This window comes from Limnohabitans sp. YIMB22184 (genome assembly GCF_048020265.1).
Lineage (GTDB): Bacteria > Pseudomonadota > Gammaproteobacteria > Burkholderiales > Burkholderiaceae_C > Limnohabitans_A.
In genome coordinates, this window is the sequence record NZ_CP171843.1 from 686,530 (window position 1) to 709,366 (window position 22,837).

A 22,837-nucleotide genomic window follows, 5' to 3' on the forward strand; every position below is an offset into this window, starting at 1 on the left:
AACCGCGGTTAGTTGATAAAAAAACCACCTGGCCGGTGTGCAAGCTGCACGAAGAGAGCCGGGTGGAGCTTCAGGTCAGCCCACACAGGTTGGGCTGGTTTGGCTGTTATCGGTCAGTTAACCGAAAACCTGCCGGCTTTGCCACCAGACCATCACTTGTTCCACCGAAGCTTCGATGGAGAGCTGTGAATTGTCCAGTTGCAAGGCATCTTGTGCGGGTTTGAGTGGCGCCACGCTGCGGGACATGTCACGCGCGTCGCGCGCTTCCAAGTCAGCGCGAAGAGCGTCGATGTTAGCCGAAAAACCCTTAGAAATCAATTGCTTATGCCGTCTTTCAGCACGTTGGGCGGCGCTGGCGGTCAAAAACACCTTCAAAGGGGCGTTCGGAAAGATGACGGTGCCCATGTCGCGGCCATCGGCCAAGAGGCCTGGCAGACGCTGAAAACTGTGCTGCAGATCGACCAAGGCCTCACGCACGGCGGGCAGCACAGACACTTTGGACGCGTTCATGCCGCCTTGCTCGCTGCGGATCGCGTCGGTCACATCCACGTTGTTCAGCAGCACCTGCTCGCCTTCAAAGCGCACCGGCAGACTGCGGGCCAGCAGGGCGATCTTCGCTTCGTCGGCGGCTTCGAGCGTCAGGCCCGCTTGCAAAGCGGCATAGGCCGTCACGCGGTAAAGGGCGCCCGAATCTAGGTAGTGGTAGCCCAGCTGGGTGGCCACGCGGCTGGCGAGCGTGCCCTTGCCCGAGGCGGTGGGGCCGTCAATGCAGATCACCGGGATGTTGGCGGCTGCCGTGTGCGCCACCGAGAACAGCGCCTCGAAGTAGTCCGGGAAGGTCTTGGCCACGCACTTGGGGTCTTCGATGCGCACTGGGATCTGGTCGGCGTTGAAGGCCGCCAGCGAGAAGCACATGGCCACGCGGTGGTCGTCGTAGGTGTGGATGCTGGCACGTTGCCATTGGCCCTTTGCCGATGCGTTGACGAATTGACGGTTAGGAAGGGGGTGGATGGTGATCCAGTCCGGGCCTTCTTCCACGGTGGCACCCAGCTTGCGGCTTTCGGCGGCCATGGCCACGATGCGGTCGGTTTCTTTCACACGCCAACTGGCGATGTTGGTCAACGTGGTCGGGCCGTCGGCGTACAGCGCCATCACCGCCAGCGTCATGGCAGCGTCCGGGATGTGGTTGCAGTCGAGCGTGATGCCTTTGAGCGGCCAGGCGCCACGCTGGATTTCGAGCCAATTGGGGCCGCTGGTGATCTGGGCACCCATTTGGGCTGCGGCGTCCATGAAACGGATATCGCCCTGGATCGAGTCGGCGCCCACGCCCTGGATGCGGATGCCTTCACCTTGAGCGATGGCACCCAGTGCGATGAAGTAGCTGGCCGAAGACGCGTCGGCTTCGACGTGGATGCTGCCGGGAGACTGGTAGCGGCTGCCCGCCGGGATGACAAAGCGTTCCCAGCCGTGGCGTTCCACCGCAATGCCGTAACGCGCCAGCAGGTTGAGCGTGATCTCGATGTAGGGCTTGCTGATGAGTTCACCCACCACTTCGATGGTGATGGCCCGGTCCTGTGCGGCCAATGGCAAGGCCATCAACAAAGCGGTGAGGAACTGGCTGGACACATCGCCGCGCACGGGGATGGGCTTGTCCAGTTGCAGCGAAGGCTGGCGCACACGCAGGGGCGGGTAGCCCTCGTTGCCCAGGTAGTCGATGGCGCAGCCCAACTCGCGCAGCGCATCGACCAGGTCGCCAATGGGGCGCTCGTGCATGCGGGGCACGCCTTTGAGCGTGAAGTCGCCGCCCTGCACCGCCAAAGCCGCTGTGAGCGGACGCATGGCCGTACCCGCATTGCCCATGAAAAATTCAATGGCTTCGGTGGGCCAGGCGCGGCCACCCAGGCCCGTGATGGTCACCGTGGTGCCTTGCACCTCCACGCCGCAGCCCAGTTGGCGCAGCGCGGCCAGCATCACACGGGTGTCGTCCGAGTCCAGCAGGTCGTGCACCACGGTCGTGCCCTGGCAGAGGGCCGAGAGCAGCAACACCCTGTTAGAGATGCTTTTGGAGCCGGGCAAGGTGACGGTGCCGGACGCGCCTTGCAGCGCAGGAAGGTCTAGGAAGGCGGTGGAGAACATTGTTCAGTCTTCAGAAGCTTTGTTGCAAGCATTGCCCGCTTGCAGTGTCCAGGCCGAGCGCACCTCGCTGGCTTGTTGAATCAGCTGTTGCAGCGCGGCGGTGTTGCCCGATTGAAGGGCGGTTTCAAACTGGTCGAGTGCTGAGCGAAAGTGCGCCAATTGCGTCAGGACCTCTGCATGGTTGGCGCTCAGGATATCGCGCCAGACAGCAGGTTCGCTGGCCGCGATGCGTGAAAAGTCCCTGAAACCTGGGCCTGCCATCTCTAAAAAACCAGCGCCTTTTGACTGAGCGGTGAGCGCATTCACAGCGGCAAAGGCCAGCAAGTGGGGCAGGTGGCTGACGGCGGCAAATGTGGCGTCGTGGGCTTCGGGCGTCATGTGGCTCACATGGCTGCCGATGGCGGTCCAAACTTCGCTGGCCATTTTGATTTGGCGGATGCTGTTTTGCGGCAAGGGCGTGAGGATGGTGCGGCGCTCTTGGTAAAGCGTGCTCTCGGCGTGTTCGATGCCTGCGACTTCTTTGCCCGCAATCGGGTGGGCGGGCACCAAACAGTTGAGACGCTCGCCCAAAGCGGCACGGGCCGCTGCGACCACATCGCATTTGGTTGAGCCCACATCCATCAGCAAGGCGCTGGGCTGCAGTGCTTCGCGCATCGCGGCAAAACTGCTCGGCATTGCGCCTACGGGCACAGCCAGCAAAACCAAATCGGCGCCTTGTACGGCTTGAGCGACGTTGTCGCAAGCCTGGTCGATGACACCCAGCTCGACCGCGCGTTGGCGTGTTTTTTCGGAGGCGCTGAAACCGGTGATGTGCTGCACCAGGCCCGCTTGGCGCAGCGCAAGCGCAAACGAGCCGCCCATCAGGCCGCAGCCAATCAGGGCCAGGCGTTGGAATTTCACAGGGCGCTCACTCGGGGGTTATTCTGAAACGGGGTAAGAACCCAGCACCTTGTAGAACGCGCACAGGCCTTGCAACTCTTGCAGGGCGGCGGCCACATGCGGCTCGCTGATGTGGCCTTGCAGGTCGATGTAGAAGTAGTACTCCCACTGGCCCGATTTGGCGGGGCGTGACTCGAAGCGCGTCATCGATACGCCGTTGTTCTTGAGTGGCACCAGCAGGTCGTGCACCGCACCGGGCCGGTTGGGCACCGACACCACGAGGCTGGTGCAATCCTTGCCCGAGGCCGGCGGCGTGGCCAGGGTTTGCGGCAGGGCGATCACGGCAAAGCGGGTGCGGTTGTAGGCCTCGTCCTGGATGGCGTGGTGCACGATGTGCAGGCCAAACTGGCTGGCTGCCCGCTCACTGGCCAGCGCTGCCCAGGCCGGGTTGGTCGCTGCCAAACGGGCCCCTTCGGCATTGCTGGACACGGCGCGGCGCTCGGCCAGTGGCAGATGCTGGCTGAGCCAACCTTGGCACTGGGCCAAAGCCTGGGGGTGGGCCATGACCACTTCAACGCCAGCATCGGAGTTGCTTTGGCGCAGCAGGTTGTGGCGCACCAGCAAGCTGACTTCACCCACCACGTGCACGGGCGAGCGCAAGAACAAGTCCAGCGATCGCGCCACCACCCCTTCGGTGGAGTTTTCCATGCCCACCACGCCGTATTGGGCCGTGCCCGCCGCCGTGGCGTGGAAGACCTCGTCGAAGTTGGCGCAGTAAATCAGGTTGGCGGCACTGCCAAAAAATTCGATAGCCGCTTGTTCACAAAATGTGCCTTGCGGGCCGAGCACCGCCACGCGCTGCGGGGCCTCCAGCGCCAGACAGGCCGACATGATTTCGCGCCAGATGGAGGCGACGTGTTCGTTTTTGAGTGGCCCGGGGTTGGCTTGGGTGATCTTGTCGATGACCTGCGCCACGCGGTCAGGCCTGAAGAAAGGCGAGCCTTCGGCACGTTTGATTTCGCCCACTTGCTCGGCCACATGGGCACGCTGGTTCAGCAGGCTCAGCAGCTGTTTGTCCAGCGCGTCAATTTGCACACGCAAAGCGCCCAGGGCGTCCGACTGAATGGGTTGTTGGCTCATGGTGTGAACTTCAAATGTCCGTTATAGACCGCCACGCTCGACGCAGGCATGGACTGCCACGCTTCGCTCGCAGTGACGATGGGGGAATGGACTGCCGTGCTTCGCTCGCAGTGACGGGTGTGTGTGCAGTGACGGAAACAGTGGTTGTCATTGCGAGGAGCGAAGCGACGTGGCAATCCATGGTTTCATGCACAGCGCGATTCAAAATCGCGCATGTAAGCCACCAGCGCCTGCACGCCTTCGAACGGCATGGCGTTGTAGATGCTCGCCCGCATGCCCCCCACCGATTTGTGGCCTTTGAGCTGCAGCAAATTGGCCGCTTTGGCCCCGGCCAAAAAGGCCTCGTTGCGCGACTCGTCACGCAAATAGAAGGGCACGTTCATGCGCGAGCGGCAGTCTTTGGCGACCTTGTTGACGTACAGGCTGGAGCTGTCGAGAAAGTCGTACAACAATTGGGCCTTGGCGATGTTGCGCTGCTCCATGGCGGCGATACCGCCGTTTTTCTTGAGCCACTGGAACACCAGCCCAGCGATGTAAATGCTGTAAGTCGGTGGTGTGTTGTACATCGACTGGTTGTCGGCCACCAGTTTGTAGTCGAAGGCGCTCGGGCAATGGGGCAGGGCGTGGCCAATCAGGTCTTCTCGCACGATCACCAAGGTCAGGCCCGCAGGGCCGAGGTTCTTTTGCGCACCGCCAAAGGCTAGGCCCACGCGAGACCAATCCACGGGGCGCGAGGCCACATGCGAAGAAAAATCCACCACCAGCGGCGCGTCACACCCCAGGGCTTTCAGGTCGGGCATTTCGTGAAACTCCACGCCGTGGATGGTTTCGTTGCCGCAGATGTGCACATAGCGGGTATCTTTGCCAATTTGCCAGCTGGCTGGCGCGGGCAGGGCGGTGAAGCCGTCGGCTTGTGCCGTGGCGGCCACGCGGGCTTGCCCGTATTTGCCCGCTTCCTTGAGCGACTTCTGGCTCCAGCTGCCCGTGAGCACAAAGTCCATGGCCCCGCCTTGCGACAGGTTGAGCGGCACGATGGCGTTTTCGGCCAGGCCACCGCCTTGCATGAACAAAATCTTGAAGTGCGCAGGCACAGCCAGCAACTCGCGCAAGTCGGCTTCGGCCTGCTCGTAAATGCTGATGAACTCTTTGCAGCGGTGGCTCATCTCCATCACGCTCATGCCAGAGGAACGGCCTTGTGAATCGTGCCAGTCCAGCATCTCCGATGCGGCTTGCTGCAACACGGCCTCGGGCATCACGGCAGGCCCTGCCGAAAAATTGAACGCTCGGCTCATGCCTTATTCCGCTGCCGGTGCGCTGTTGTCGGTCGATGCATCGGCATCGCCTTCGGCCGCATTCGCATCGTTTTCGACGATGCGTTGCAGGCCCGACAACTTGGCCCCTTCGTCCAGACCGATCAGGGTGACGCCTTGTGTGGCGCGGCCCAGCTCGCGGATTTCGGCCACGCGGGTGCGCACCAAAACACCCGTGTCGGTGATCAGCATGATCTCGTCATCAGCATGGACCAAGGTGGCGGCCACGACTTTGCCGTTGCGCTCAGACTGCTGGATGGCGATCATGCCCTTGGTGCCACGGCCGTGGCGGGTGTATTCGGTGATGCTGGTGCGTTTGCCGTAGCCGTTTTCGGTGGCGGTCAGTACGCTCTGCGTTTCATCGCCAGCCACCAGCATGGCAATCACGCTCTGGTTTTCTTCGATCATCATGCCGCGCACACCACGGGCGCTGCGGCCCAGTGGACGTACGTCGTTCTCGTCAAAACGCACGGCCTTGCCGCCGTCGCTGAACAGCATCACATCGTGTTGGCCGTCCGTCAGGGCCGCACCAATCAGGAAGTCACCCTCATCCAAATTGACGGCAATGATGCCGCCCTTGCGGGGGTTGCTGAATTCGTCGAGCGAAGTTTTCTTGACCGTGCCCATGGAGGTGGCCATGAACACGTATTGGTTCTCAGGGAAGGTGCGCGCGGCGCCGGTCAAGGCCAGCACCACGTTGATTTTTTCGCCTTCTTGCAGCGGGAACATGTTGACGATGGGGCGACCGCGCGATCCGCGTGAACCCGCAGGCACTTCCCAGACCTTGAGCCAATACAAACGGCCCCGGTTGGAGAAGCACAACAGGTAGTCGTGCGTGTTGGCGATGAACAGCTGGTCGATCCAGTCGTCTTCTTTCGTGACGGCGGCTTGCTTGCCCCGGCCACCACGCTTTTGCGAGCGGTATTCGGAGAGCGGCTGGCTCTTGATGTAGCCGCTGTGCGAGAGCGTCACCACCATGTCGGTGGGCGTGATCAGGTCTTCGGTCGAAAGGTCTTGCGCGCTGTGCTCGATCTCGCTGCGGCGAGCACCGATCTTGGTCTGGCCAAATTCCTGGCGCACAGTGCCCAGCTCGTCGCCAATGATGGTCGACACGCGCTCGGGCTTGGCCAGGATGTCCAGCAGGTCTTCGATCTCTGACATGACCTCTTTGTATTCGGCGACGATCTTGTCTTGCTCCAGCCCGGTCAGGCGCTGCAGACGCATTTGCAAAATCTCTTGCGCTTGCGTGTCCGACAGGCGGTACAGGCCGTCCTGGCCCAAACCGTATTCGCGCTCCAAACCTTCGGGGCGGTAATCGTCGGCATTGACCACCGAGCCATCGTCGCGGGCGCGGGTCAGCATGGTGCGCACCATCTGGCTGTCCCAGGCGCGGGTCATCAACTCGGCCTTGGCCACGGGTGGTGTGGGGGCGCCGCGGATGATCGCGATGAAATCATCGATGTTGGCCAAAGCCACCGCCAGACCTTCGAGCACGTGGCCACGGTCACGCGCTTTGCGCAGCTCGAACACGGTGCGGCGTGTCACCACTTCGCGGCGGTGCTGCAAGAAGACCTGGATCAGGTCTTTCAGGTTGCACAACTTCGGTTGGCCGTCGATCAGGGCCACCATGTTCATGCCAAAGGTGTCTTGCAACTGGGTCTGTTTGTACAGGTTGTTCAGCACGACCTCGGGCACCGCGCCGCGCTTGAGTTCGATCACCAAGCGCATGCCCGACTTGTCGGATTCGTCCTGGATGTGGCTGATGTCTTCGATTTTCTTCTCGTGCACCAGCTCGGCCATGCGCTCTTGCAGGGTCTTTTTGTTGACCTGGTAGGGCAGCTCATCGACCACGATGCACTGGCGCTGGCCTTTGTCGATGTCTTCAAAGTGGCACTTGGCGCGCATCACCACGCGACCGCGTCCGGTGCGGTAGCCTTCCTTGACACCGGTCATGCCGTAAATGATGGCGCCTGTGGGGAAGTCGGGTGCGGGCACAATCTCCATCAGCTCATCGATGGAAGCTTCCGGGTTGCGCAGCAAGTGCAGGCAAGCGTCCACCACTTCGTTCAGGTTGTGTGGCGGGATGTTGGTGGCCATGCCTACCGCGATACCGCCCGAGCCGTTGATCAGCAAGTTGGGCAGGCGCGAAGGCAACACCAGCGGCTCTTTTTCCGAGCCGTCGTAGTTGGGGCCAAAGTCAACCGTTTCCTTGTCGATGTCGCCCAGCATCTCGTGGGCGATTTTGGCCAAACGGATTTCGGTATAACGCATCGCCGCTGCGTTGTCACCGTCCACCGAGCCGAAGTTGCCCTGGCCATCTACCAGCATGTGGCGCATGGAAAAGTCTTGCGCCATCCGAACGATGGTGTCGTACACCGACTGGTCGCCGTGCGGGTGGTATTTACCGATCACGTCACCCACAATACGCGCCGACTTTTTATAAGGGCGGTTCCAGTCGTTGTTCAGCTCGTGCATGGCAAACAACACCCGGCGGTGCACGGGTTTGAGGCCGTCGCGCGCATCGGGCAGGGCGCGACCCACGATCACGCTCATGGCGTAATCGAGGTAGCTGCGCCGCATTTCCTCTTCCAGACTGATGGGCAGTGTTTCTTTGGCGAACTGGGTCATAAAAAGAATGAGAGGTAAATAGACGCAATGAGAACCCACGATTTTAGGTGCAAGCCGATGTCGCGTATATGCAACATTTAGGATTCATTGGAATCGTTGCTGATGAGGCACGTATGCCAAATAACGAATCGACCTTCCGTCTATGGCACAATATTTATCAACGGTTCAGGTGACGGTCATCTGAAACGTATTTTTTTCGCAGCGAGTCTGCGGCTTTATCCCTTAAGAGGAAGACCATGAAGAAATTCAACAAAGTGGCGATGTTGTTTGCCTCCGCAGCTCTCGTAACAGCCGCAGGCGCACAAACTGTTGACAACTGGCGTAACGGCTCCGGCGACCTCGTCTGGAAAAACGGCACACAAGAACTGTGCTGGCGCGATGCCAACTGGACACCCGCTACCGCAGCCGTTGGTTGCGACGGCGCCATCGTGGCCCCTAAGGCAGCTCCAGCACCTGCTCCAGCCCCCAAAGCTGCTCCAGCACCTGCACCTAAAGCCGCTGCTCCAGCACCAGCCCCCGCTGCTGCCACCAAAGTGACTTACGCCGCAGACGCATTCTTCGACTTCGACAAAGCTGTGCTCAAAGCCGAAGGCAAAGCCAAGCTGGACGACCTGGTCGGTAAAGTTAAAGGCATCAACCTGGAAGTCATCATTGCTGTGGGTCACACCGACTCCGTGGGCTCCGATGCTTACAACCAGAAGCTGTCTGTCAAGCGCGCTGACGCTGTCAAGGCTTACTTGGTGACCAAGGGCATCGAGAAAAACCGCGTTTACACCGAAGGCAAAGGCGAGAAGCAGCCTGTGGCCGACAACAAGACTTCTGCTGGCCGTTCCAAAAACCGCCGCGTGGAAATCGAAGTGGTGGGCACACGCGCCAACTGATCTGTTTTCAGATCGCACCAAAAGCCCCAGCAATGGGGCTTTTTTTTGGCCGTCATTTCTGGCCCAGCCAGATGTTCACCGACAATTCAGCTTATGACTTCACCCACCACCCACGCCTCCAACGTCGATCCCGCCGAATTGGCCAAGTTTTCTGATCTGGCCCACCGGTGGTGGGACCCGGAAAGCGAATTCCGTCCCCTGCACCAGATCAACCCGCTGCGCCTGGAATGGATTCATGGCCTGGTGCCTCTGGGCGGCCTGAAGGTGCTGGACGTGGGCTGCGGCGGCGGCATCCTGGCCGACGCCATGGCCCGCAAAGGCGCCCAAGTGCTCGGCATAGATCTGGCCACCAAATCCCTCAAAGTGGCTCAGTTGCATGCGCTCGAAGCCGGCACACCCGGCGTGCAGTACCGCGAAGTCAGCGCCGAAACCCTGGCGGCCGAGCAGCCAGAGCAGTTTGACGTGGTCACCTGCATGGAAATGCTGGAACACGTGCCCGACCCCGCGTCGGTCGTCAAAGCCTGCGCCCAAATGGTCAAGCCCGGCGGTTGGGTGTTCTTTTCCACCCTTAACCGCAACCCCAAATCTTTCCTGTTTGCCATCGTCGGGGCCGAATACATCCTCAAGCTTTTGCCTAAAGGCACGCACGAGTTTGCTCGCCTCATCAAACCTAGCGAACTCACCGCCTGGGCACGCGAAGCCGGGCTGGACTCCCAAGGCTTCAAAGGCATGGAATACAACCCCTTCACCAAACGTTACTGGCTCAGCCAAGACACCAGCGTGAACTATTTGCTCGCGTGCCGGAAAGCCTGACCATGTTCCACAATGCACAAGCCGTCTTGTTTGACCTGGACGGCACCCTGATCGACAGCGCTCCGGACTTGGGCGCAGCCGCAGACAAAATGCGCACCGACCGCGGCTTGTCGTCTTTCCCGCTCGATCACTACCGCCCCATGGCCGGTGCCGGGGCACGGGGCATGCTGGGCATCGCCTTTGGCATGTCGCCCGAGCACCCCGATTTCGAGGCCATGAAAGAAGAGTTTTTCGTCAACTACGAAAACTGCATGACCGAGCGCACCCGCATCTTCGACGGCGTGGTCGACATGATTGCCCGCCTGGTGGCGCAAGGCCTGCCCTGGGGCGTGGTCACCAACAAATCCAGCCGCTTCACCGACCCATTGACCTCGGCCATGGACCTGTTTGCCACCGCCGGCGCCATTGTCAGCGGCAACACCACGCCGCACGCCAAACCCCACCCCGAGCCCCTTTTTGAGGCGGCCCGGCGTTTGTCGGTTGACCCATCGCGCTGTGTGTACGTGGGCGACGACGAGCGCGACATCGTCGCCGGTCTGGCCGCAGGCATGGGCACCGTGGCCGCCACCTACGGTTATCTGGGCCAACACAGCGATATTTCGCGCTGGAACGCCCATTTGCACATTGATTCACCGATGGACCTCTTGAAATTCCTCCAGAGCGCCTAAAATAGAACATTCAGGGGCTGCACTGGTTTCGACATGGGTTCGGACGCGTGGCAGGGCATGTCGAGGTTCTGATCCTCGTAAAACTTCGGAAAAAAAACTAACTGCAAACGACGAACGTTTCGCACTCGCCGCTTAATCCGGTGAGCCTTGCAACAGTTGGCCGATAGGCTGGGTTAGGGTGATGGGGGTGTCAAAGCCCCCAAAGTCCTGGCTGCAAGGTAAAACATATGGGCTGGCATCACCTCGGGTACCTTGGGGTGGTGTGAGAAAAAAGGGTGCTGGCTAGGTGTTCAGCGTGTCGCTGCGCGGTGCATCCGGCGAGACTCAAATCAGACGACTACACATGTAGAACTGTACGAAAAAGGCTTATGGACGGGGGTTCAAATCCCCCCAGCTCCACCACACACAAGGGCTCGGATTGTCTCCGGGCCCTTTTTCTTGGCCATTTCCCAGGGGAAATGCGCCGAAGTGCTGCGGGTACCCACCGGCAGAAACACCCCGATTTCGCTGTTTTCAGCTACAGAGTCGTCTCTATTCTCCGTTTGGCCTGCGGGTAGGCTCTAATGGTGGTCGTTATAAATCAACAACTTACACGCACCGGTTCGCTGTCAACCAAGGTCACCAGAGCACTGTAGCGACCTGTCAGATTACCCTTGGTTCCTGGCATTCCCCCAAATCAGTAGACAAATAATGATGTCAAAACTGAAGAGGAGCCATGCAAATGCAACGAACGAAATATGCCGCCGAGTTCAAGTCCGAGGCGGTCAAACAAGTCATCGATAAAGGGCACCCAGTCGTCGATGTGGCCAAGCGGCTTGGAATTCCCGAGGGGGTTCTGTACAGCTGGGTCAACAAGTTCAAAAAGTCAGACGCACCCCAGTCAGGTGACCTCAAGGCGCTGCAAGCCGAGATGGTCAAGATCAAAGCTGAACTCAGGCGAACCATAGAGGAGCGCGACATCCTAAAAAAGGCTGCAGCGTACTTTGCCAAGCAGTCCGGGTGAAGTACGCGTTCATGCAGGCACACCATCGCCAGTTTCGTCTCACCAGCATGTGTCGCGTCCTGAAAGTGCACCGCAGCGGCTATTACGCCTGGCTGCGTGAGCCATTGTCAGCGCGGGCTAAAGCCAATGAAAAGTTGACCACGCAGATTCGGGAGTTTTATGAGCAAAGCATGGGCATCTATGGCAGCCCCCGCATCTTCTGTGACCTCAAGGAAGCGGGCGTGGCGTGTAGCGAAAACCGTGTTGCGCGGTTAATGCGTGCAGCCCAGATCAAATCGGTGCGGGGTTACAAGCGGCCCAGGTACAAGGTGGGTAAGCCTGCCCAAGTGGCGCCCAATCAACTGGAACGGCAATTCCAGCATGACGAGCCAGACCATGCGTGGGTCACGGACATCACCTACATCCGCACGCATGAGGGCTGGTTGTATTTGGCGGCTGTGCTGGACTTGCACTCGCGTGCAGTCGTTGGCTGGAGCATGGGATCGCGCATGCAAACGAGCTTGGTGCTGGACGCTTTGACGATGGCGGTGTGGCGCAGAAAGCCAAAGGACTCGGTGATCATTCATTCGGATCAAGGCAGTCAATTTGGCAGTGACGAATTCAATCGCTGGTGCAAAGACAACCGATTGAGCCCCAGTATGAGCCGTAGGGGCAACTGTTGGGATAACGCGGTGGCTGAATCGTTCTTCAGCAGTTTGAAGAGTGAACAGATCAAAAAGCGGATTTACCAAACCAGGGCTGAAGCCAAGTCAGAAATCTTCGATTACATCGAGGGTTTCTACAATCGAGTTCGACGCCACAAGCATCTCGATCAACTCAGCCCTCATGAGTTCGAGCGTCAGCGTCAAACTGCGCTATGAAAAGTGTCTATAGGTTTGGGGGAATGCCAGCGATCCATGAATTGCCGCGCTCCGCTCGTAATGACGGGGAAGTCGATGCAGTCAGCTTTTCACCATGGTTTCTACGATGCATCACCTTGAGCAAGCAAAAGGCCGCTGTGTTGCCACTGGGCGGCCTTTTGGAGGGGTTGGTCTTTACAGAAAGCTGGAATCAGCTCTGTGCCGCCGCAACTTTGGAGCCGTCCTGCGTGTGCAGTTCGATGGTTCTGCCGGCCAGGAAGGCGGTGAAGAAGCCGTTGAACCAGTCCATGTTGATGGGTTTTGCCATGAAGATGGTGCCTTCTGGCAGGCCGCCTTTGGCCTCTATTTCTTCGGGCGACAGGGCGGACAAGACCAGGGTGGTCATGCGGTTGAATTGCGGGTTTTGACGCAGAGTGCGCAGCAACTCGAAGCCGTCGACGCCTGGCATGTTCAGGTCGGTGATCAGCACATCGGGTTTGATGCTGGCAATGTCGATCAGGGCTTCCAGGCCCGAGGACATGGCCGTGCAGTCCACGGGCATGCTGGAGCGGTTGCAGTAGCCGCGCAGCATTTCTCGGGTGACCGCATCGTCTTCGACCAGCAGCACGCGAAGCCGGCCGTCGCGCGGCTCGTTTTGTGTGGTCAACATATTGTGTTTGCGCTGGTATTCGCGGATGGAGGGCATCGAGATCCGGCGATGGCCGCCTTGCGTCTTCCAGGCTTGCAGTTCGTTTTTTTCGACCAGCGTCTGGATGGTGCCTACCGACAGCCCCAGCAGTTTGGCTGCATAAGTGGTGCCGCAGTAGTCTTCTGGGGTGTCAGGTGTGATATTTGATTGCATGGTGATTTATTTTAGTAATAAAAGTATAAAAAACAATAGGCGGACGTTTTTAAAAGTTGTTAAAAAATGTACTTTAAGACGAAAATTTGAGAACTTCTGAAGTTTTCTCGTGAAAAGTCCCAAATCGTGCACAGCGTTCGCAGGCCCGGTCTTGGTCTCCGTTGCGACAAAGTCATGCCCGCTCGAAAGGTGCTGGGCGATTAACATGCAGCACCACCTTCATTGAGGAGTCTGCCCATGCCCGCACACGCTGCTGTCTGGCCCGCGCGCCTGCCCGCCCGGATCCATGCGCCTGCCACGTCTTTGTGGATGAACCTGGCCATCAGCGCCTTGCGTTACCCCGAAAAAGCGGCCTTGGTGTTCATGGGCCGGGTCTGGACGTACCGCGAGTTGATGGCCAGCGCCGAGCAGTTGGCGGGGCAGCTCAAGGCCATGGGCGTTCAAGCGGGCGACCGGGTGGTGCTGGACATGCAAAACTGTCCGCAGCTGGTGATCACGCACTTTGCCATTTTGCGGATCGACGCGGTGGTGGTGCCGGTGAACCCGATGAACCGGGCCGAAGAGCTCAAGCACTACATCACCGACCCGGACACGAAAGTGGCGGTCACCACGGCCGATTTGGCCCCGGACTTGGCGCAGGCCAGCGAATCTTTGCCGCCCGAGCAGCGCCTGAAGCACCTGGTGGTGACGCAGTTCACCGATGTGTTTGACCCGGCTGCCCTGGGCCCTGAAGACATGCCCGAGGCCTGGCGGTCTTGGTTGTTGCCGGTGCGGACATTGCCTGCTTTGAGTTCTGGCCAAGTGCATGCCTGGGCCGATGTGATGGCGCAGCCCGCAGTGGCTTTGCCGCCGCCGCAAGCCAAACCCGATGACCTGGCCATCTTGCCCTACACCAGCGGCACCACCGGCCTGCCCAAGGGCTGTATGCACACGCATGGCACCATCATGCACAACGCCATGGCCAGTGGCCTCTGGGGCAACGGCACCCCGGAAAACGTGACCTTGTGCGTGGTGCCCATGTTCCACATCACCGGCATGGTGAGCGTGATGCACACCAGCATCTTGCTGGGTGCCAGCCTGGTGGTGATGCCGCGCTGGGACCGTGATGTGGCGGGGCATTTGATCTCCAAATGGCGCGTGACCCACTGGACCAACATCCCGACCATGGTGATCGACCTGCTGGGCAGCCCGCACATGGACCGCTATGACCTGACCAGCCTGACCTACATTGGCGGCGGCGGTGCGGCCATGCCCGAGGCGGTGGCCCAGCGTTTGCTGGACCAGTTTGGCCTGCGTTATGTGGAAGGCTACGGCCTGACCGAGACGGCCGCGCCTTCGCACACCAACCCGCCCGATGCGCCCAAAAAACAATGTTTGGGCATCCCTTTCATGAGCGTGGAGTCGCGCATCGTCGATCCCGAAACACTGGCTGAGTTGCCACCGGGTGAGTCAGGCGAGATCGTGATCAGCGGGCCTCAGGTGTTCAAAGGCTATTGGAAGCGGCCCGAGGCGACAGCGGCAGCGTTTTTTGAGCGAGATGGGTTTCGGTTTTTCCGCTCGGGCGACATGGGTCGGGTCGATGAGCAGGGCTATTTCTTCATGACCGACCGCTTGAAGCGCATGATCAACGCCAGCGGCTTCAAGGTCTGGCCAGCCGAGGTCGAGGCCCTGATGTTCCGCCACCCCGCCATCCAGGAGGCCTGCATCATCGCCACGCGCGACGCTTACCGGGGCGAATCGGTCAAGGCGGTGGTGGTTTTGCGGCAAGACCACAAGGGCCAAGTGAGCGAGCAGGACATCATCGACTGGTGCCGCGAAAACATGGCCGTTTACAAAATGCCCCGCAGCGTGAGTTTTGTCGACGCCTTGCCCAAGAGCGGCAGCGGCAAAGTCATGTGGCGGGCACTGCAAGAGGCCGAAATGGCCGCTTTGGGCGCACCTGCGAAGGCGTGAGCGCCTGGTGGGCAGATGCCTGAGTTCCTATTAGAAACACTGAATGAGCCTGAGACTTTCCATCCTTGACCAATCGGCCGCCGCTGCCGGGCGCGGCCAGGACGCGACCATCCGCCAGACCCTGGACTTGGCGCAAAAGGCCGAGGCCTGGGGTTATGACCGTTTCTGGGTCAGCGAGCACCACAGCCATCCCAGCATCGTGGGCAGTGCGCCCGAGGTGTTGATGGCCGCCATCGCTGCCCGCACGCAGCGCATCTGCATCGGAAGCGCGGGCGTGATGCTCCCGCACTATGCACCACTGAAGGTGGCCGAGCAGTTTCGCGTGCTGGACGCGCTGGCCCCGGGCCGCATTGATCTGGGTGTGGGCCGCGCCCCGGGCAGCGACGGGCGCACCGCGCAGTTGCTCAACCCGGACCGCAACGCCTCGGAGCGCTTTCCGCAACAGGTGATGGAATTGCAAGCTTGGGTGAGTGGGCATAACCTGCCACCGGGCCACCCGGGGCACAACGTGTATGCGTATCCGCAGTCGGGCACCGCCCCCACGGTGTGGATGCTGGGCAGCTCGGACTACGGTGCCCAGTTGGCGGCGCATTTGGGTTTGCCCTATGCGTTTGCCTACTTCATCACCGACGGGCAGGGCGCTGACGAGGCGCTGCAGATCTACCGCGAAACCTTCCGCCCCAGCGCGGGCTTGGCCAAACCCTCCGCCGCGCTCTGCGTCTGGGCCCTGGCGGCCGACACCGACGAAGAGGCGCTGCGCCTGTTTGAAAGCCGTGCCCGCTGGAAGATGGACCGGAATTTGGGTCGCATCGGTGCTCTCTTGCCCCCCGAAGAAGCGGCGCGTGATTACAGCCCGGCCGAGCAATTTGCCCTGCATCGCCTGCGCGAATCGGCCCTGATCGGCTCGGCCGTCACGGTGGGCCGCAAGCTGCGTCAATTGGCTGCGCGGCTGGAGGTCGATGAGCTGGTGGTCATCACCTGGACACATGACCCCGTCGCCCAATGCCGATCGTACGAACTACTCGCCCAGGAATTTGCACTTGCGGCAAACTCCACGCTTTGATTTTTTAAACCTTCAGGATTTTTTGACATGTTCACCACCGCGATCGCTGGCAGTTTGCCCAAACCCGCCTGGTTGGCCGAGACCGAGAAACTCTGGCCCCAGTGGACCACCCAAGGCCCCGAGTTGCAGCAAGCCAAGGCCGATGCCACGCTGCTGTGGATCAAAGCCCAGGAAGACGCGGGCCTGGACGTGATCGGTGACGGCGAGCAGGCCCGTCAGCACTTTGTGCACGGCTTTGTCGAACAGGTCGAGGGCATCGACTTCGTGAACAAGGTCACCATGGGCATCCGCAACAACCGCTACGACGCGCAGGTGCCGCAAGTCATCGCCCCGCTGCGCCTCAAGGGCCGCGTGCACGCCTTCGAGGCCCAACTGGCCCGTGCCCACACGAAAAAGAAACTCAAATTCACCTTGCCCGGCCCGATGACGATTGTGGACACCGTGGCCGACCGCTTTTATGGCGACAAGGTCAAGATGGCCATGGCTTTTGCCGAGCTGCTCAACCAGGAAGCGCTGGCGCTGCAAGCCGATGGTGTGGACATCATCCAGTTCGACGAGCCCGCCTTCAACGTCTACATGGACGAGGCCGCCGATTGGGGCGTGAAGGCGCTGGAGGTGGCCGCACGCGGCCTGACCTGCACCACAGCCGTTCACATTTGCTACGGCTACGGCATCGAAGCCAACAACAAATGGAAAGAAACGCTGGGCCACGAGTGGCGACAGTACGAAAAGGTCTTCCCGGCCCTGGCCAAGAGCAGCATTCAGCAGGTCAGCCTGGAGTGCATGCACTCGCATGTGCCGATGGAGATGATGAAGCTGCTCGAAGGCAAAGACGTGATGGTCGGTGTGATCGACGTGGCCAACCCGGCCATCGAAACGCCCGAAGAAATCGCCGACACGATTGGCCGCGCCTTGCAGTTCGTGCCCAAGAACCGCCTGATCGCCTGCACCAACTGCGGCCTGGCCCCGATGAGCCGCGCCGTGGCCGAGGCCAAGCTCAAGGCGCTGGCCGAAGGGGCCAAACTGGCCAGCCAGCGCTACGCCTGAAGGCGCCCGGTTTGGGGGGCGTTATGCTTGCGTCCTTTGCCTGATTCTCTGGACGTTGCCATGCCACAACAAACCCTGCAGCCCCCTTTGACCCCAGCCGACCAGCTCGACGCCACGTTGGCGGCGCAAGGTTTTGCGGTGCTGGGGGCCGCCAGCGTGTGTGCTTTGGCGGGTGTGCCGATCGAGGCCTTGCAAGCGCTGGAGCCCAGCTGGAACGATTTGCCCCCCGACCAGTACCTCAAGGACGGCGGCCGTTATCGCCGCCGCCGTCACGCCAGTTTCGAGGTCACTGCTGACCACGCCAGGGCTGTGCCCCACCGCGCCCATTGGCAACCCCTGTCTTACAACGCCCTGCATGGCGGCATGCAGCGCTGGTTTGAGCCGATGGCGGCCGAGGTGCTGCAACGAGCCGCTTGGCAAAAGCTGATGTGTTGGCTGGGCAAGGTTGCGTCTGCCGCGCAAGGGCCGCAAACCTGGTTCACCGAGGCGCACCAGTTTCGCATCGACACCACGGACGGCATTGGCCGCCCCACGCCCGAGGGGGCGCACCGCGATGGCGTGAACTGGGTGGCGGTGTTTTTGGTGGGCCGCCACGGCATCAAAGGCGGCGAAACCCGGGTGTTCGACATGGACAGCCCCCGGGGTCAGCGCTTCACATTGACCGAGCCCTGGTCGGTGCTGCTGCTGGACGATAGCCGCGTGATTCACGAAACCACGCCCATTCAGCCTGAGCAAGCAGGCGGTTGGCGCGACACCTTGGTGATCACGCTGCGCGCGGGTGGTTTTTTGGACGAACCCACGCGCTGAGGCGGCGCGGGTTCAAGCGGGATCAATCGCGGAAGTTGTCGAACGACAGCGGCAGCTCGGTCATGTCCTTGCGCAGCAGGGCCATGGCGGCTTGCAGGTCGTCGCGCTTGGCGCCGGTCACGCGCACGGCATCGCCCTGGATGGAGGCTTGCACTTTGAGCTTGCTTTCCTTGATCACCTTGGTGATCTTCTTGGCGTCTTCTGTCTCGATGCCGTTTTTCACCTTGATGACCTGCTTGACCTTGTCGCCGCCGATTTTCTCGACCTTGCCAATGTCCAGAAAGCGCACGTCCACATTCCGTTTGGTCAGTTTGTTGCGCAGGATGTCTTCGACCTGGGTGAGCTGAAACTCGGCATCGCCGAACATCGTGATCTCTTTGTCCTTGAGTTCGATGTTGGCAGACGTGCCTTTGAAGTCAAAGCGGGTGCCGATTTCTTTGGCGGAGGTGTCAACGGCGTTGCGCACTTCGACCATATTGGGTTCGCAAACGGTATCAAACGAGGGCATGTTGGGAAAAATCAAAGGTTGAGAATGCGACAATTCTCCCATGAACCTGGAGAAAAATGTCCCTCTGCAGCCGTACAACACGTTCGGCATCGCCGCCAAGGCCCAGGCTTTGGTGCGGGTGTGCTCCGAAGCAGATCTCCTGGCTGTTTTAGCCGACCCTCAGCTGGCCACCTTGCCCCGGCAGGTGCTGGGCGGCGGCAGCAACATTGTGTTGACGGGTGACGTCAAAGCCCTGGTGCTCAAGATGGAGGTGCCGGGCATTCGCCTGTCGGCTCAGACCGATAAACACTGGATCATTGAAGCCGGTGCCGGCGTGGACTGGCACGCACTGGTCGCCTGGACGCTGGATCACGGCTACCCGGGTCTGGAAAACATGGCTCTCATCCCCGGCACCGTGGGCGCATCGCCCGTACAAAACATCGGCGCCTATGGCGTGGAGCTGCAGGACCGCTTCGATTCGCTCGACGCCATGGACATGCTCACGGGCGAGCTCTTCAGCCTAAACGCCGCGCAGTGCGGTTTCAGTTACCGCGATTCGGTGTTCAAACACGCATCGGGCGGTGCGGATGGCCTGGGCCTGGCGGGCCGAGCGGTCATTTTGCGGGTGCGTTTTGCGCTGGCCAAGCGCTGGAAACCCGAGCTGGGCTATCTGGACCTGGAACGCAAGATGGCCGAGACCGGCATCCACCAGCCCGATGCCCGGCAGATTTTTGACTGGGTCGTGGCGATCCGCCGCGCCAAACTGCCTGACCCGCAGGTGATTGGCAACGCGGGCAGCTTTTTCAAGAACCCCACCGTCACCCCTGAGCAGTGCGCCGACATCATCGCCCGCGACCCGAAAGTGGTGCATTACCCCATGCCCGACGGCACCATCAAGCTGGCGGCGGGCTGGCTGATCGACGCTTGCGGCTGGAAAGGCAAGACCGTGGGCCACGCCGGGGTGTATGAAAAGCAGGCGCTGGTGCTGGTGAACCGGGGTGGGCGCGAGAACCCCTGTACCGGGGGGGAGGTGATGACTTTGGCCCGGGCCATTCAGACCAGTGTGTACGAGCGGTTTGGGATTCGGCTGGAGCCTGAGCCTGTTGTGATTTGATTATTGCTTCTGTGGTGCTGTTCCGCGCCGGGTTGGGGCCTGAGCGGTCGGCCTCATACTCGCTTCGCTCGCCAAATCGGCCGATCCGCTCAGGCCCCAACCCGGCGCTGCGCTGCCAAAGAACTCCAAAGACCTCCATACCCGCTTGTGTTTCAACGGACGCAGCCTTGGTGCGGATGCCTGCCGGCTCGCCTCATAACTCGCTTCGCTCGCCAAATCGGCGAGTCCGGCAGGCATCCGCACCAAGGCGGAAAACTCCCACAAAGCAAGTTACGACAACAAAAAACGGCCCGAAGGCCGTTTCTCTTTAGAACCAAGCAAAAATCACTTCTTGCCGCTGCCATCCAACTTGTAGATGTGCGGGCCTTCACCCACCGACAGCAAACCAGCGTGCGCATAAATGCCCAGCTTGGCGCGGGTGTCGACGATGTCGAGGTTGCGCATGGTCAACTGGCCGATGCGGTCCAGCGGGCTGAACGGCGCGTCTTCCACTTTTTCCATCGACAGACGCTCGGGCGCGTAGGTCAGGTTGGGCGACTCGGTGTTGAGGATCGAGTAGTCGTTGCCGCGGCGCAGTTCGAGCGTGACGGTGCCGGTGATGGCGCGTGCCACCCAGCGCTGGGCGGTTTCGCGCAGCATGATGGACTGCGGGTCGAACCAGCGGCCCTGGTACAGCAGGCGGCCCAGACGCAGGCCGTTGATGCGGTACTGCTCGATGGTGTCTTCGTTGTGGATGCCGGTGACCAGCCGCTCGTAGGCGATGTGCAGCAGCGCCATGCCGGGGGCTTCGTAGATGCCACGGCTCTTGGCTTCGATGATGCGGTTTTCGATCTGGTCGCTCATGCCCAGGCCGTGGCGGCCGCCGATTTCGTTGGCTTTGAGGAACAACTCGACCGGGTCGGCGTATTCCACGCCGTTCAAAGCCACGGGCATGCCTTCTTCAAAGCGCACGCTGACTTCTTCGGCCTTCACTTCGACTTCGGGCTTCCAGAACGCCACGCCCATGATGGGGTTGACGATCTTCATGCCGCTTTGCAGGCTTTCCAGGTCTTTGGCTTCGTGGGTTGCGCCCAGCATGTTGCTGTCGGTGGAGTAGGCCTTCTCGGCGCTCATCTTGTAGCCAAAGCCGTTGGCAGTCATGAAAGCGCTCATTTCGGCGCGGCCACCCAGCTCGTCGATGAACAGCTGGTCTAGCCAAGGCTTGTAGATCTTGAGGCTCGGGTTGGTCAACAAACCGTAGCGGTAAAAGCGCTCGATGTCGTTACCTTTGAAGGTGCTGCCGTCCCCCCAGATGTTGACGTCGTCTTCCTTCATGGCCGCCACCAGCATGGTACCGGTCACGGCGCGGCCCAAAGGTGTGGTGTTGAAGTAGGTGATGCCACCCGTGCTGATGTGGAATGCACCGCACTGGATGGCGGCGATGCCTTCGTGCGCCAGCTGGGTGCGGCAGTCGACCAGACGGGCTTTTTCTGCGCCGTATTCCATGGCCTTGCGGGGAATTTCGTTGTAGTCGGCCTCGTCAGGCTGGCCCAGGTTGGCGGTGTAGGCGTAGGGCAGGGCGCCCTTTTGCTTCATCCACAGCAGGGCAGCAGACGTGTCCAGGCCGCCGGAGAAGGCGATGCCGACTTTTTGCCCTTTGGGCAGGTTTTGCAGGATGGTGCTCATGTTCTGAATCCGATCAGCCGAAGTGGCAGATGTAGTGGTAGGGCTCGGTCACGCGGATCTCGAACTTGGAGTTGCCGGGGATGCTGAACTCTTCGCCCGCGCTGGACTTGAGCCATTCGGTGCTGCCGTCGAGCTTGTATTCGCAGGAGCCGCCCACGCATTCCATGATTTCAGGCGCACCGGTGTTGAAGGTCAGGGTGGAAGGCAGGATCACGCCCACCGACAGTTTGGTGCCGTCGGCCAGCGTCAGGCCGTGGCTGACGCATTTGCCGTCAAAGTAAACATTGGCTTGGGTGTTGACGGAGACGCCGTCGATGGTTTGGGTGGTCATGGGTGGTGCTTCAAAGGGGGCGAGACAATCCCGCGTCAATGTAAAAGGGCGTCTTTTGACGCCCTTGGTGGCCGGTCAACCCAACATTTTAGGCCAGACGCCTTGTCTGGCCTGAGCCGGTCGGGCAAGGCCTGGCTCAGCGCCAGTGGCCATGCCGATGACGATGACCGGAGGACCATCCCCAGCCGATGTTCATATGACTGAAGTAGGGTGGGGGGCTGCGGTAAACGGGGGCGGGCATGTAGACCACGCGCGATTCGGTGATCACAGTCGGGTTGGCCGGCACTTCCGAGCGCGGGGCGAACATGGGGGTGACTTGCAGCGGAATGGTCAGGCCAGGGTCCTGGGGCAATTGCACGTTGTATTGCTTGCCTGCATATTCATAGACCACGTTGTAGCCGATCAGGCGGTTTTCATAGACGGTTTGTGTGGTGCAGGTGGTGGTGGGCGTGGATGCATTTTGGCCTTCGACCTGGTTGCCCAGCACAGCGCCGCCGACCACCCCGGCCATGGTGGCGATGCCCTGGCTGTTGCCGCCACCGAGCTGGCTGCCAATCAAGCCCCCGGCGATCGCGCCGATGATGGCGCCTCCGCCAGAAGTTGGCGCAGGGGTCGTGGGGCTTGGGGTCGTGCAGGTTTGGCGCGGCACCGCCACCTGTTGGTAAACAGCGGTGCGCGAAATCACTTGCCCGACTTCCTGGGCCTGCGCCCAAGCGGTTGTGGCACAGATCAAAGCGATGGCGGTTTGTTTTTTCATGAAACGGGTCTGTAGATCGGGTTCGGCGTGGAGTTTATGCCGCTCGAGCAGTCTGGCGTGTGGTGACGACGTAAAGTTTTGTTGCTGGCCGCCAACCGGACCTTCACACCGGCCACTGCTCGGGCGTGAACCCGACCGTGATCTGCCCCGAGGGCCAGGCAATGACCGGCCGTTTGATGGTGCTGGCGTGTTCGAGCATGACTTTTTTGGCGCTGGCGCTGTCGGTCACGCCCGCTTGCACGGCGGCGTCCAGCTTGCGCCAGGTGGTGCCTTTGCGGTTGAGCAGGGTTTCCCAGCCCACGGCAGCCAGCCAGGCGTTCAGCTGCGCTTCGGGCACGCCTTGTTTTTTGAAGTCATGAAAAGTTGCAGCCAGTCCGTGATCGGCCAGCCAGGTGCGGGCTTTTTTGACGGTGTCGCAGTTGGGAATGCCGTAAACAATGGGGTCCATGGGAGT

General features: G+C 60.7%; 20 protein-coding genes and 1 other RNA gene. 10 read left to right on the forward strand and 11 right to left on the reverse strand.

All coding sequences use genetic code 11. From position 1 onward, the window contains the following. Nucleotides 1–117: 117 nt before the first annotated feature. From ACHEXL_RS03205 to gyrA, 5 genes are all read right to left on the reverse strand, one after another. Nucleotides 118–2,136, reverse strand: coding sequence for a bifunctional 3-phosphoshikimate 1-carboxyvinyltransferase/cytidylate kinase (locus ACHEXL_RS03205; protein ID WP_416560602.1), 2,019 nt, complete (start codon nt 2,134–2,136; stop codon nt 118–120). Nucleotides 2,137–2,139: 3 nt separating this feature from the next. Continuing rightward, the gene (locus ACHEXL_RS03210; protein WP_416560603.1) at nt 2,140–3,036 is read right to left on the reverse strand and encodes a prephenate dehydrogenase; all 897 of its coding nucleotides are present in this window, start codon (nt 3,034–3,036) and stop codon (nt 2,140–2,142) included. An 18-nt stretch (nt 3,037–3,054) separates the two neighbouring features. After that, entirely contained in the window at nt 3,055–4,155 is a 1,101-nt protein-coding gene (gene pheA / locus ACHEXL_RS03215) for a prephenate dehydratase (RefSeq protein WP_416560604.1), read from the reverse strand. 185 nt (nt 4,156–4,340) lie between these two features. Continuing rightward, nucleotides 4,341–5,447, reverse strand: coding sequence for a 3-phosphoserine/phosphohydroxythreonine transaminase (gene serC / locus ACHEXL_RS03220; protein WP_416560605.1), 1,107 nt, complete (start codon nt 5,445–5,447; stop codon nt 4,341–4,343). 3 nt (nt 5,448–5,450) lie between these two features. After that, nucleotides 5,451–8,093, reverse strand: coding sequence for a DNA gyrase subunit A (gene gyrA / locus ACHEXL_RS03225; protein ID WP_416560606.1), 2,643 nt, complete (start codon nt 8,091–8,093; stop codon nt 5,451–5,453). A gap of 236 nt (nt 8,094–8,329) precedes the next feature. Here gyrA and ompA point away from each other — a divergent pair, with 236 nt between their 5' ends. The 5 genes from ompA (at nt 8,330) to ACHEXL_RS03250 (ending at nt 12,318) form a co-directional block, all read left to right on the forward strand. Beyond that, entirely contained in the window at nt 8,330–8,974 is a 645-nt protein-coding gene (gene ompA, locus ACHEXL_RS03230; protein ID WP_416560607.1) for an outer membrane protein OmpA, read from the forward strand. A gap of 93 nt (nt 8,975–9,067) precedes the next feature. After that, entirely contained in the window at nt 9,068–9,787 is a 720-nt protein-coding gene (gene ubiG, locus ACHEXL_RS03235) for a bifunctional 2-polyprenyl-6-hydroxyphenol methylase/3-demethylubiquinol 3-O-methyltransferase UbiG (protein WP_416560608.1), read from the forward strand. Between the two features lie 2 nt (nt 9,788–9,789). Next, the gene (locus tag ACHEXL_RS03240) at nt 9,790–10,455 is read left to right on the forward strand and encodes an HAD-IA family hydrolase (protein ID WP_416560609.1); all 666 of its coding nucleotides are present in this window, start codon (nt 9,790–9,792) and stop codon (nt 10,453–10,455) included. Nucleotides 10,456–10,468: 13 nt separating this feature from the next. Continuing rightward, nucleotides 10,469–10,857, forward strand: a transfer-messenger RNA (tmRNA) gene (gene ssrA, locus ACHEXL_RS03245). A gap of 319 nt (nt 10,858–11,176) precedes the next feature. Further along, nucleotides 11,177–12,318, forward strand: a protein-coding gene (locus ACHEXL_RS03250; protein ID WP_416560610.1) for an IS3 family transposase whose coding sequence is annotated in 2 segments (ribosomal slippage) — nt 11,177–11,423 and nt 11,423–12,318 — 1,143 coding nt in all. Because the reading frame shifts where the segments join, the coding sequence is not laid out codon by codon here. A 190-nt stretch (nt 12,319–12,508) separates the two neighbouring features. Here the strand turns inward: ACHEXL_RS03250 and ACHEXL_RS03255 are convergent. Beyond that, nucleotides 12,509–13,159 carry a response regulator gene (locus ACHEXL_RS03255; RefSeq protein ID WP_416560611.1) on the reverse strand — a complete coding sequence of 217 codons (651 nt, stop codon included), beginning with the start codon at nt 13,157–13,159 and terminating at the stop codon, nt 12,509–12,511. 237 nt (nt 13,160–13,396) lie between these two features. Here ACHEXL_RS03255 and ACHEXL_RS03260 point away from each other — a divergent pair, with 237 nt between their 5' ends. From ACHEXL_RS03260 to ACHEXL_RS03275, 4 genes are read left to right on the forward strand one after another with little or no spacing between them, the layout of a single operon-like run. Next, nucleotides 13,397–15,112, forward strand: a complete 1,716-nt coding sequence (locus ACHEXL_RS03260) for a long-chain fatty acid--CoA ligase (protein WP_416560612.1) — start codon at nt 13,397–13,399, stop codon at nt 15,110–15,112. A 43-nt stretch (nt 15,113–15,155) separates the two neighbouring features. After that, a complete protein-coding gene (locus ACHEXL_RS03265; protein ID WP_416560613.1) occupies nt 15,156–16,175 on the forward strand; it encodes an LLM class flavin-dependent oxidoreductase in 1,020 nt (339 codons plus the stop codon). A 27-nt stretch (nt 16,176–16,202) separates the two neighbouring features. Next, nucleotides 16,203–17,222, forward strand: coding sequence for a methionine synthase (locus tag ACHEXL_RS03270; protein WP_416560614.1), 1,020 nt, complete (start codon nt 16,203–16,205; stop codon nt 17,220–17,222). A gap of 60 nt (nt 17,223–17,282) precedes the next feature. Beyond that, complete coding sequence (locus ACHEXL_RS03275) at nt 17,283–18,029, forward strand: 2OG-Fe dioxygenase family protein (RefSeq protein WP_416560615.1); 747 nt, start codon at nt 17,283–17,285, stop codon at nt 18,027–18,029. Nucleotides 18,030–18,051: 22 nt separating this feature from the next. Here ACHEXL_RS03275 and ACHEXL_RS03280 read toward each other — a convergent pair whose 3' ends face one another. Beyond that, complete coding sequence (locus tag ACHEXL_RS03280) at nt 18,052–18,537, reverse strand: YajQ family cyclic di-GMP-binding protein (RefSeq protein WP_062403511.1); 486 nt, start codon at nt 18,535–18,537, stop codon at nt 18,052–18,054. A gap of 40 nt (nt 18,538–18,577) precedes the next feature. Between ACHEXL_RS03280 and murB the strand changes: the two genes are divergently transcribed. Next, nucleotides 18,578–19,630, forward strand: coding sequence for a UDP-N-acetylmuramate dehydrogenase (gene murB, locus ACHEXL_RS03285; RefSeq protein ID WP_416560616.1), 1,053 nt, complete (start codon nt 18,578–18,580; stop codon nt 19,628–19,630). A 324-nt stretch (nt 19,631–19,954) separates the two neighbouring features. On the opposite strand, the gene argG is transcribed toward murB, so the two are convergent. The 4 genes from argG to ACHEXL_RS03305 form a co-directional block, all read right to left on the reverse strand. Then, nucleotides 19,955–21,295 carry an argininosuccinate synthase gene (gene argG, locus ACHEXL_RS03290; protein WP_416560617.1) on the reverse strand — a complete coding sequence of 447 codons (1,341 nt, stop codon included), beginning with the start codon at nt 21,293–21,295 and terminating at the stop codon, nt 19,955–19,957. A gap of 13 nt (nt 21,296–21,308) precedes the next feature. After that, a complete protein-coding gene (locus ACHEXL_RS03295) occupies nt 21,309–21,626 on the reverse strand; it encodes a pyrimidine/purine nucleoside phosphorylase (protein WP_416560618.1) in 318 nt (105 codons plus the stop codon). Between the two features lie 136 nt (nt 21,627–21,762). After that, complete coding sequence (locus tag ACHEXL_RS03300; protein ID WP_416560619.1) at nt 21,763–22,383, reverse strand: glycine zipper 2TM domain-containing protein; 621 nt, start codon at nt 22,381–22,383, stop codon at nt 21,763–21,765. Between the two features lie 103 nt (nt 22,384–22,486). Further along, nucleotides 22,487–22,831, reverse strand: coding sequence for an ArsC family reductase (locus tag ACHEXL_RS03305; RefSeq protein WP_416560620.1), 345 nt, complete (start codon nt 22,829–22,831; stop codon nt 22,487–22,489). Between the last annotated feature and the right edge of the window lie 6 nt (nt 22,832–22,837).

What these genes read in the sequence shown, in the direction of transcription:
- ACHEXL_RS03205 (WP_416560602.1), bottom strand. Translation starts at nt 2,136, where the DNA reads ATGTTCTCCACCGCCTTCCTAGACCTTCCTGCGCTGCAAGGCGCGTCC.
- pheA (WP_416560604.1), bottom strand. Translation starts at nt 4,155, where the DNA reads ATGAGCCAACAACCCATTCAGTCGGACGCCCTGGGCGCTTTGCGTGTG.
- serC (WP_416560605.1), bottom strand. Translation starts at nt 5,447, where the DNA reads ATGAGCCGAGCGTTCAATTTTTCGGCAGGGCCTGCCGTGATGCCCGAG.
- gyrA (WP_416560606.1), bottom strand. Translation starts at nt 8,093, where the DNA reads ATGACCCAGTTCGCCAAAGAAACACTGCCCATCAGTCTGGAAGAGGAA.
- ompA (WP_416560607.1), top strand. Translation starts at nt 8,330, where the DNA reads ATGAAGAAATTCAACAAAGTGGCGATGTTGTTTGCCTCCGCAGCTCTC.
- ubiG (WP_416560608.1), top strand. Translation starts at nt 9,068, where the DNA reads ATGACTTCACCCACCACCCACGCCTCCAACGTCGATCCCGCCGAATTG.
- ACHEXL_RS03240 (WP_416560609.1), top strand. Translation starts at nt 9,790, where the DNA reads ATGTTCCACAATGCACAAGCCGTCTTGTTTGACCTGGACGGCACCCTG.
- ACHEXL_RS03255 (WP_416560611.1), bottom strand. Translation starts at nt 13,159, where the DNA reads ATGCAATCAAATATCACACCTGACACCCCAGAAGACTACTGCGGCACC.
- ACHEXL_RS03260 (WP_416560612.1), top strand. Translation starts at nt 13,397, where the DNA reads ATGCCCGCACACGCTGCTGTCTGGCCCGCGCGCCTGCCCGCCCGGATC.
- ACHEXL_RS03265 (WP_416560613.1), top strand. Translation starts at nt 15,156, where the DNA reads ATGAGCCTGAGACTTTCCATCCTTGACCAATCGGCCGCCGCTGCCGGG.
- ACHEXL_RS03270 (WP_416560614.1), top strand. Translation starts at nt 16,203, where the DNA reads ATGTTCACCACCGCGATCGCTGGCAGTTTGCCCAAACCCGCCTGGTTG.
- ACHEXL_RS03275 (WP_416560615.1), top strand. Translation starts at nt 17,283, where the DNA reads ATGCCACAACAAACCCTGCAGCCCCCTTTGACCCCAGCCGACCAGCTC.
- ACHEXL_RS03280 (WP_062403511.1), bottom strand. Translation starts at nt 18,537, where the DNA reads ATGCCCTCGTTTGATACCGTTTGCGAACCCAATATGGTCGAAGTGCGC.
- murB (WP_416560616.1), top strand. Translation starts at nt 18,578, where the DNA reads ATGAACCTGGAGAAAAATGTCCCTCTGCAGCCGTACAACACGTTCGGC.
- argG (WP_416560617.1), bottom strand. Translation starts at nt 21,295, where the DNA reads ATGAGCACCATCCTGCAAAACCTGCCCAAAGGGCAAAAAGTCGGCATC.
- ACHEXL_RS03295 (WP_416560618.1), bottom strand. Translation starts at nt 21,626, where the DNA reads ATGACCACCCAAACCATCGACGGCGTCTCCGTCAACACCCAAGCCAAT.
- ACHEXL_RS03300 (WP_416560619.1), bottom strand. Translation starts at nt 22,383, where the DNA reads ATGAAAAAACAAACCGCCATCGCTTTGATCTGTGCCACAACCGCTTGG.
- ACHEXL_RS03305 (WP_416560620.1), bottom strand. Translation starts at nt 22,831, where the DNA reads ATGGACCCCATTGTTTACGGCATTCCCAACTGCGACACCGTCAAAAAA.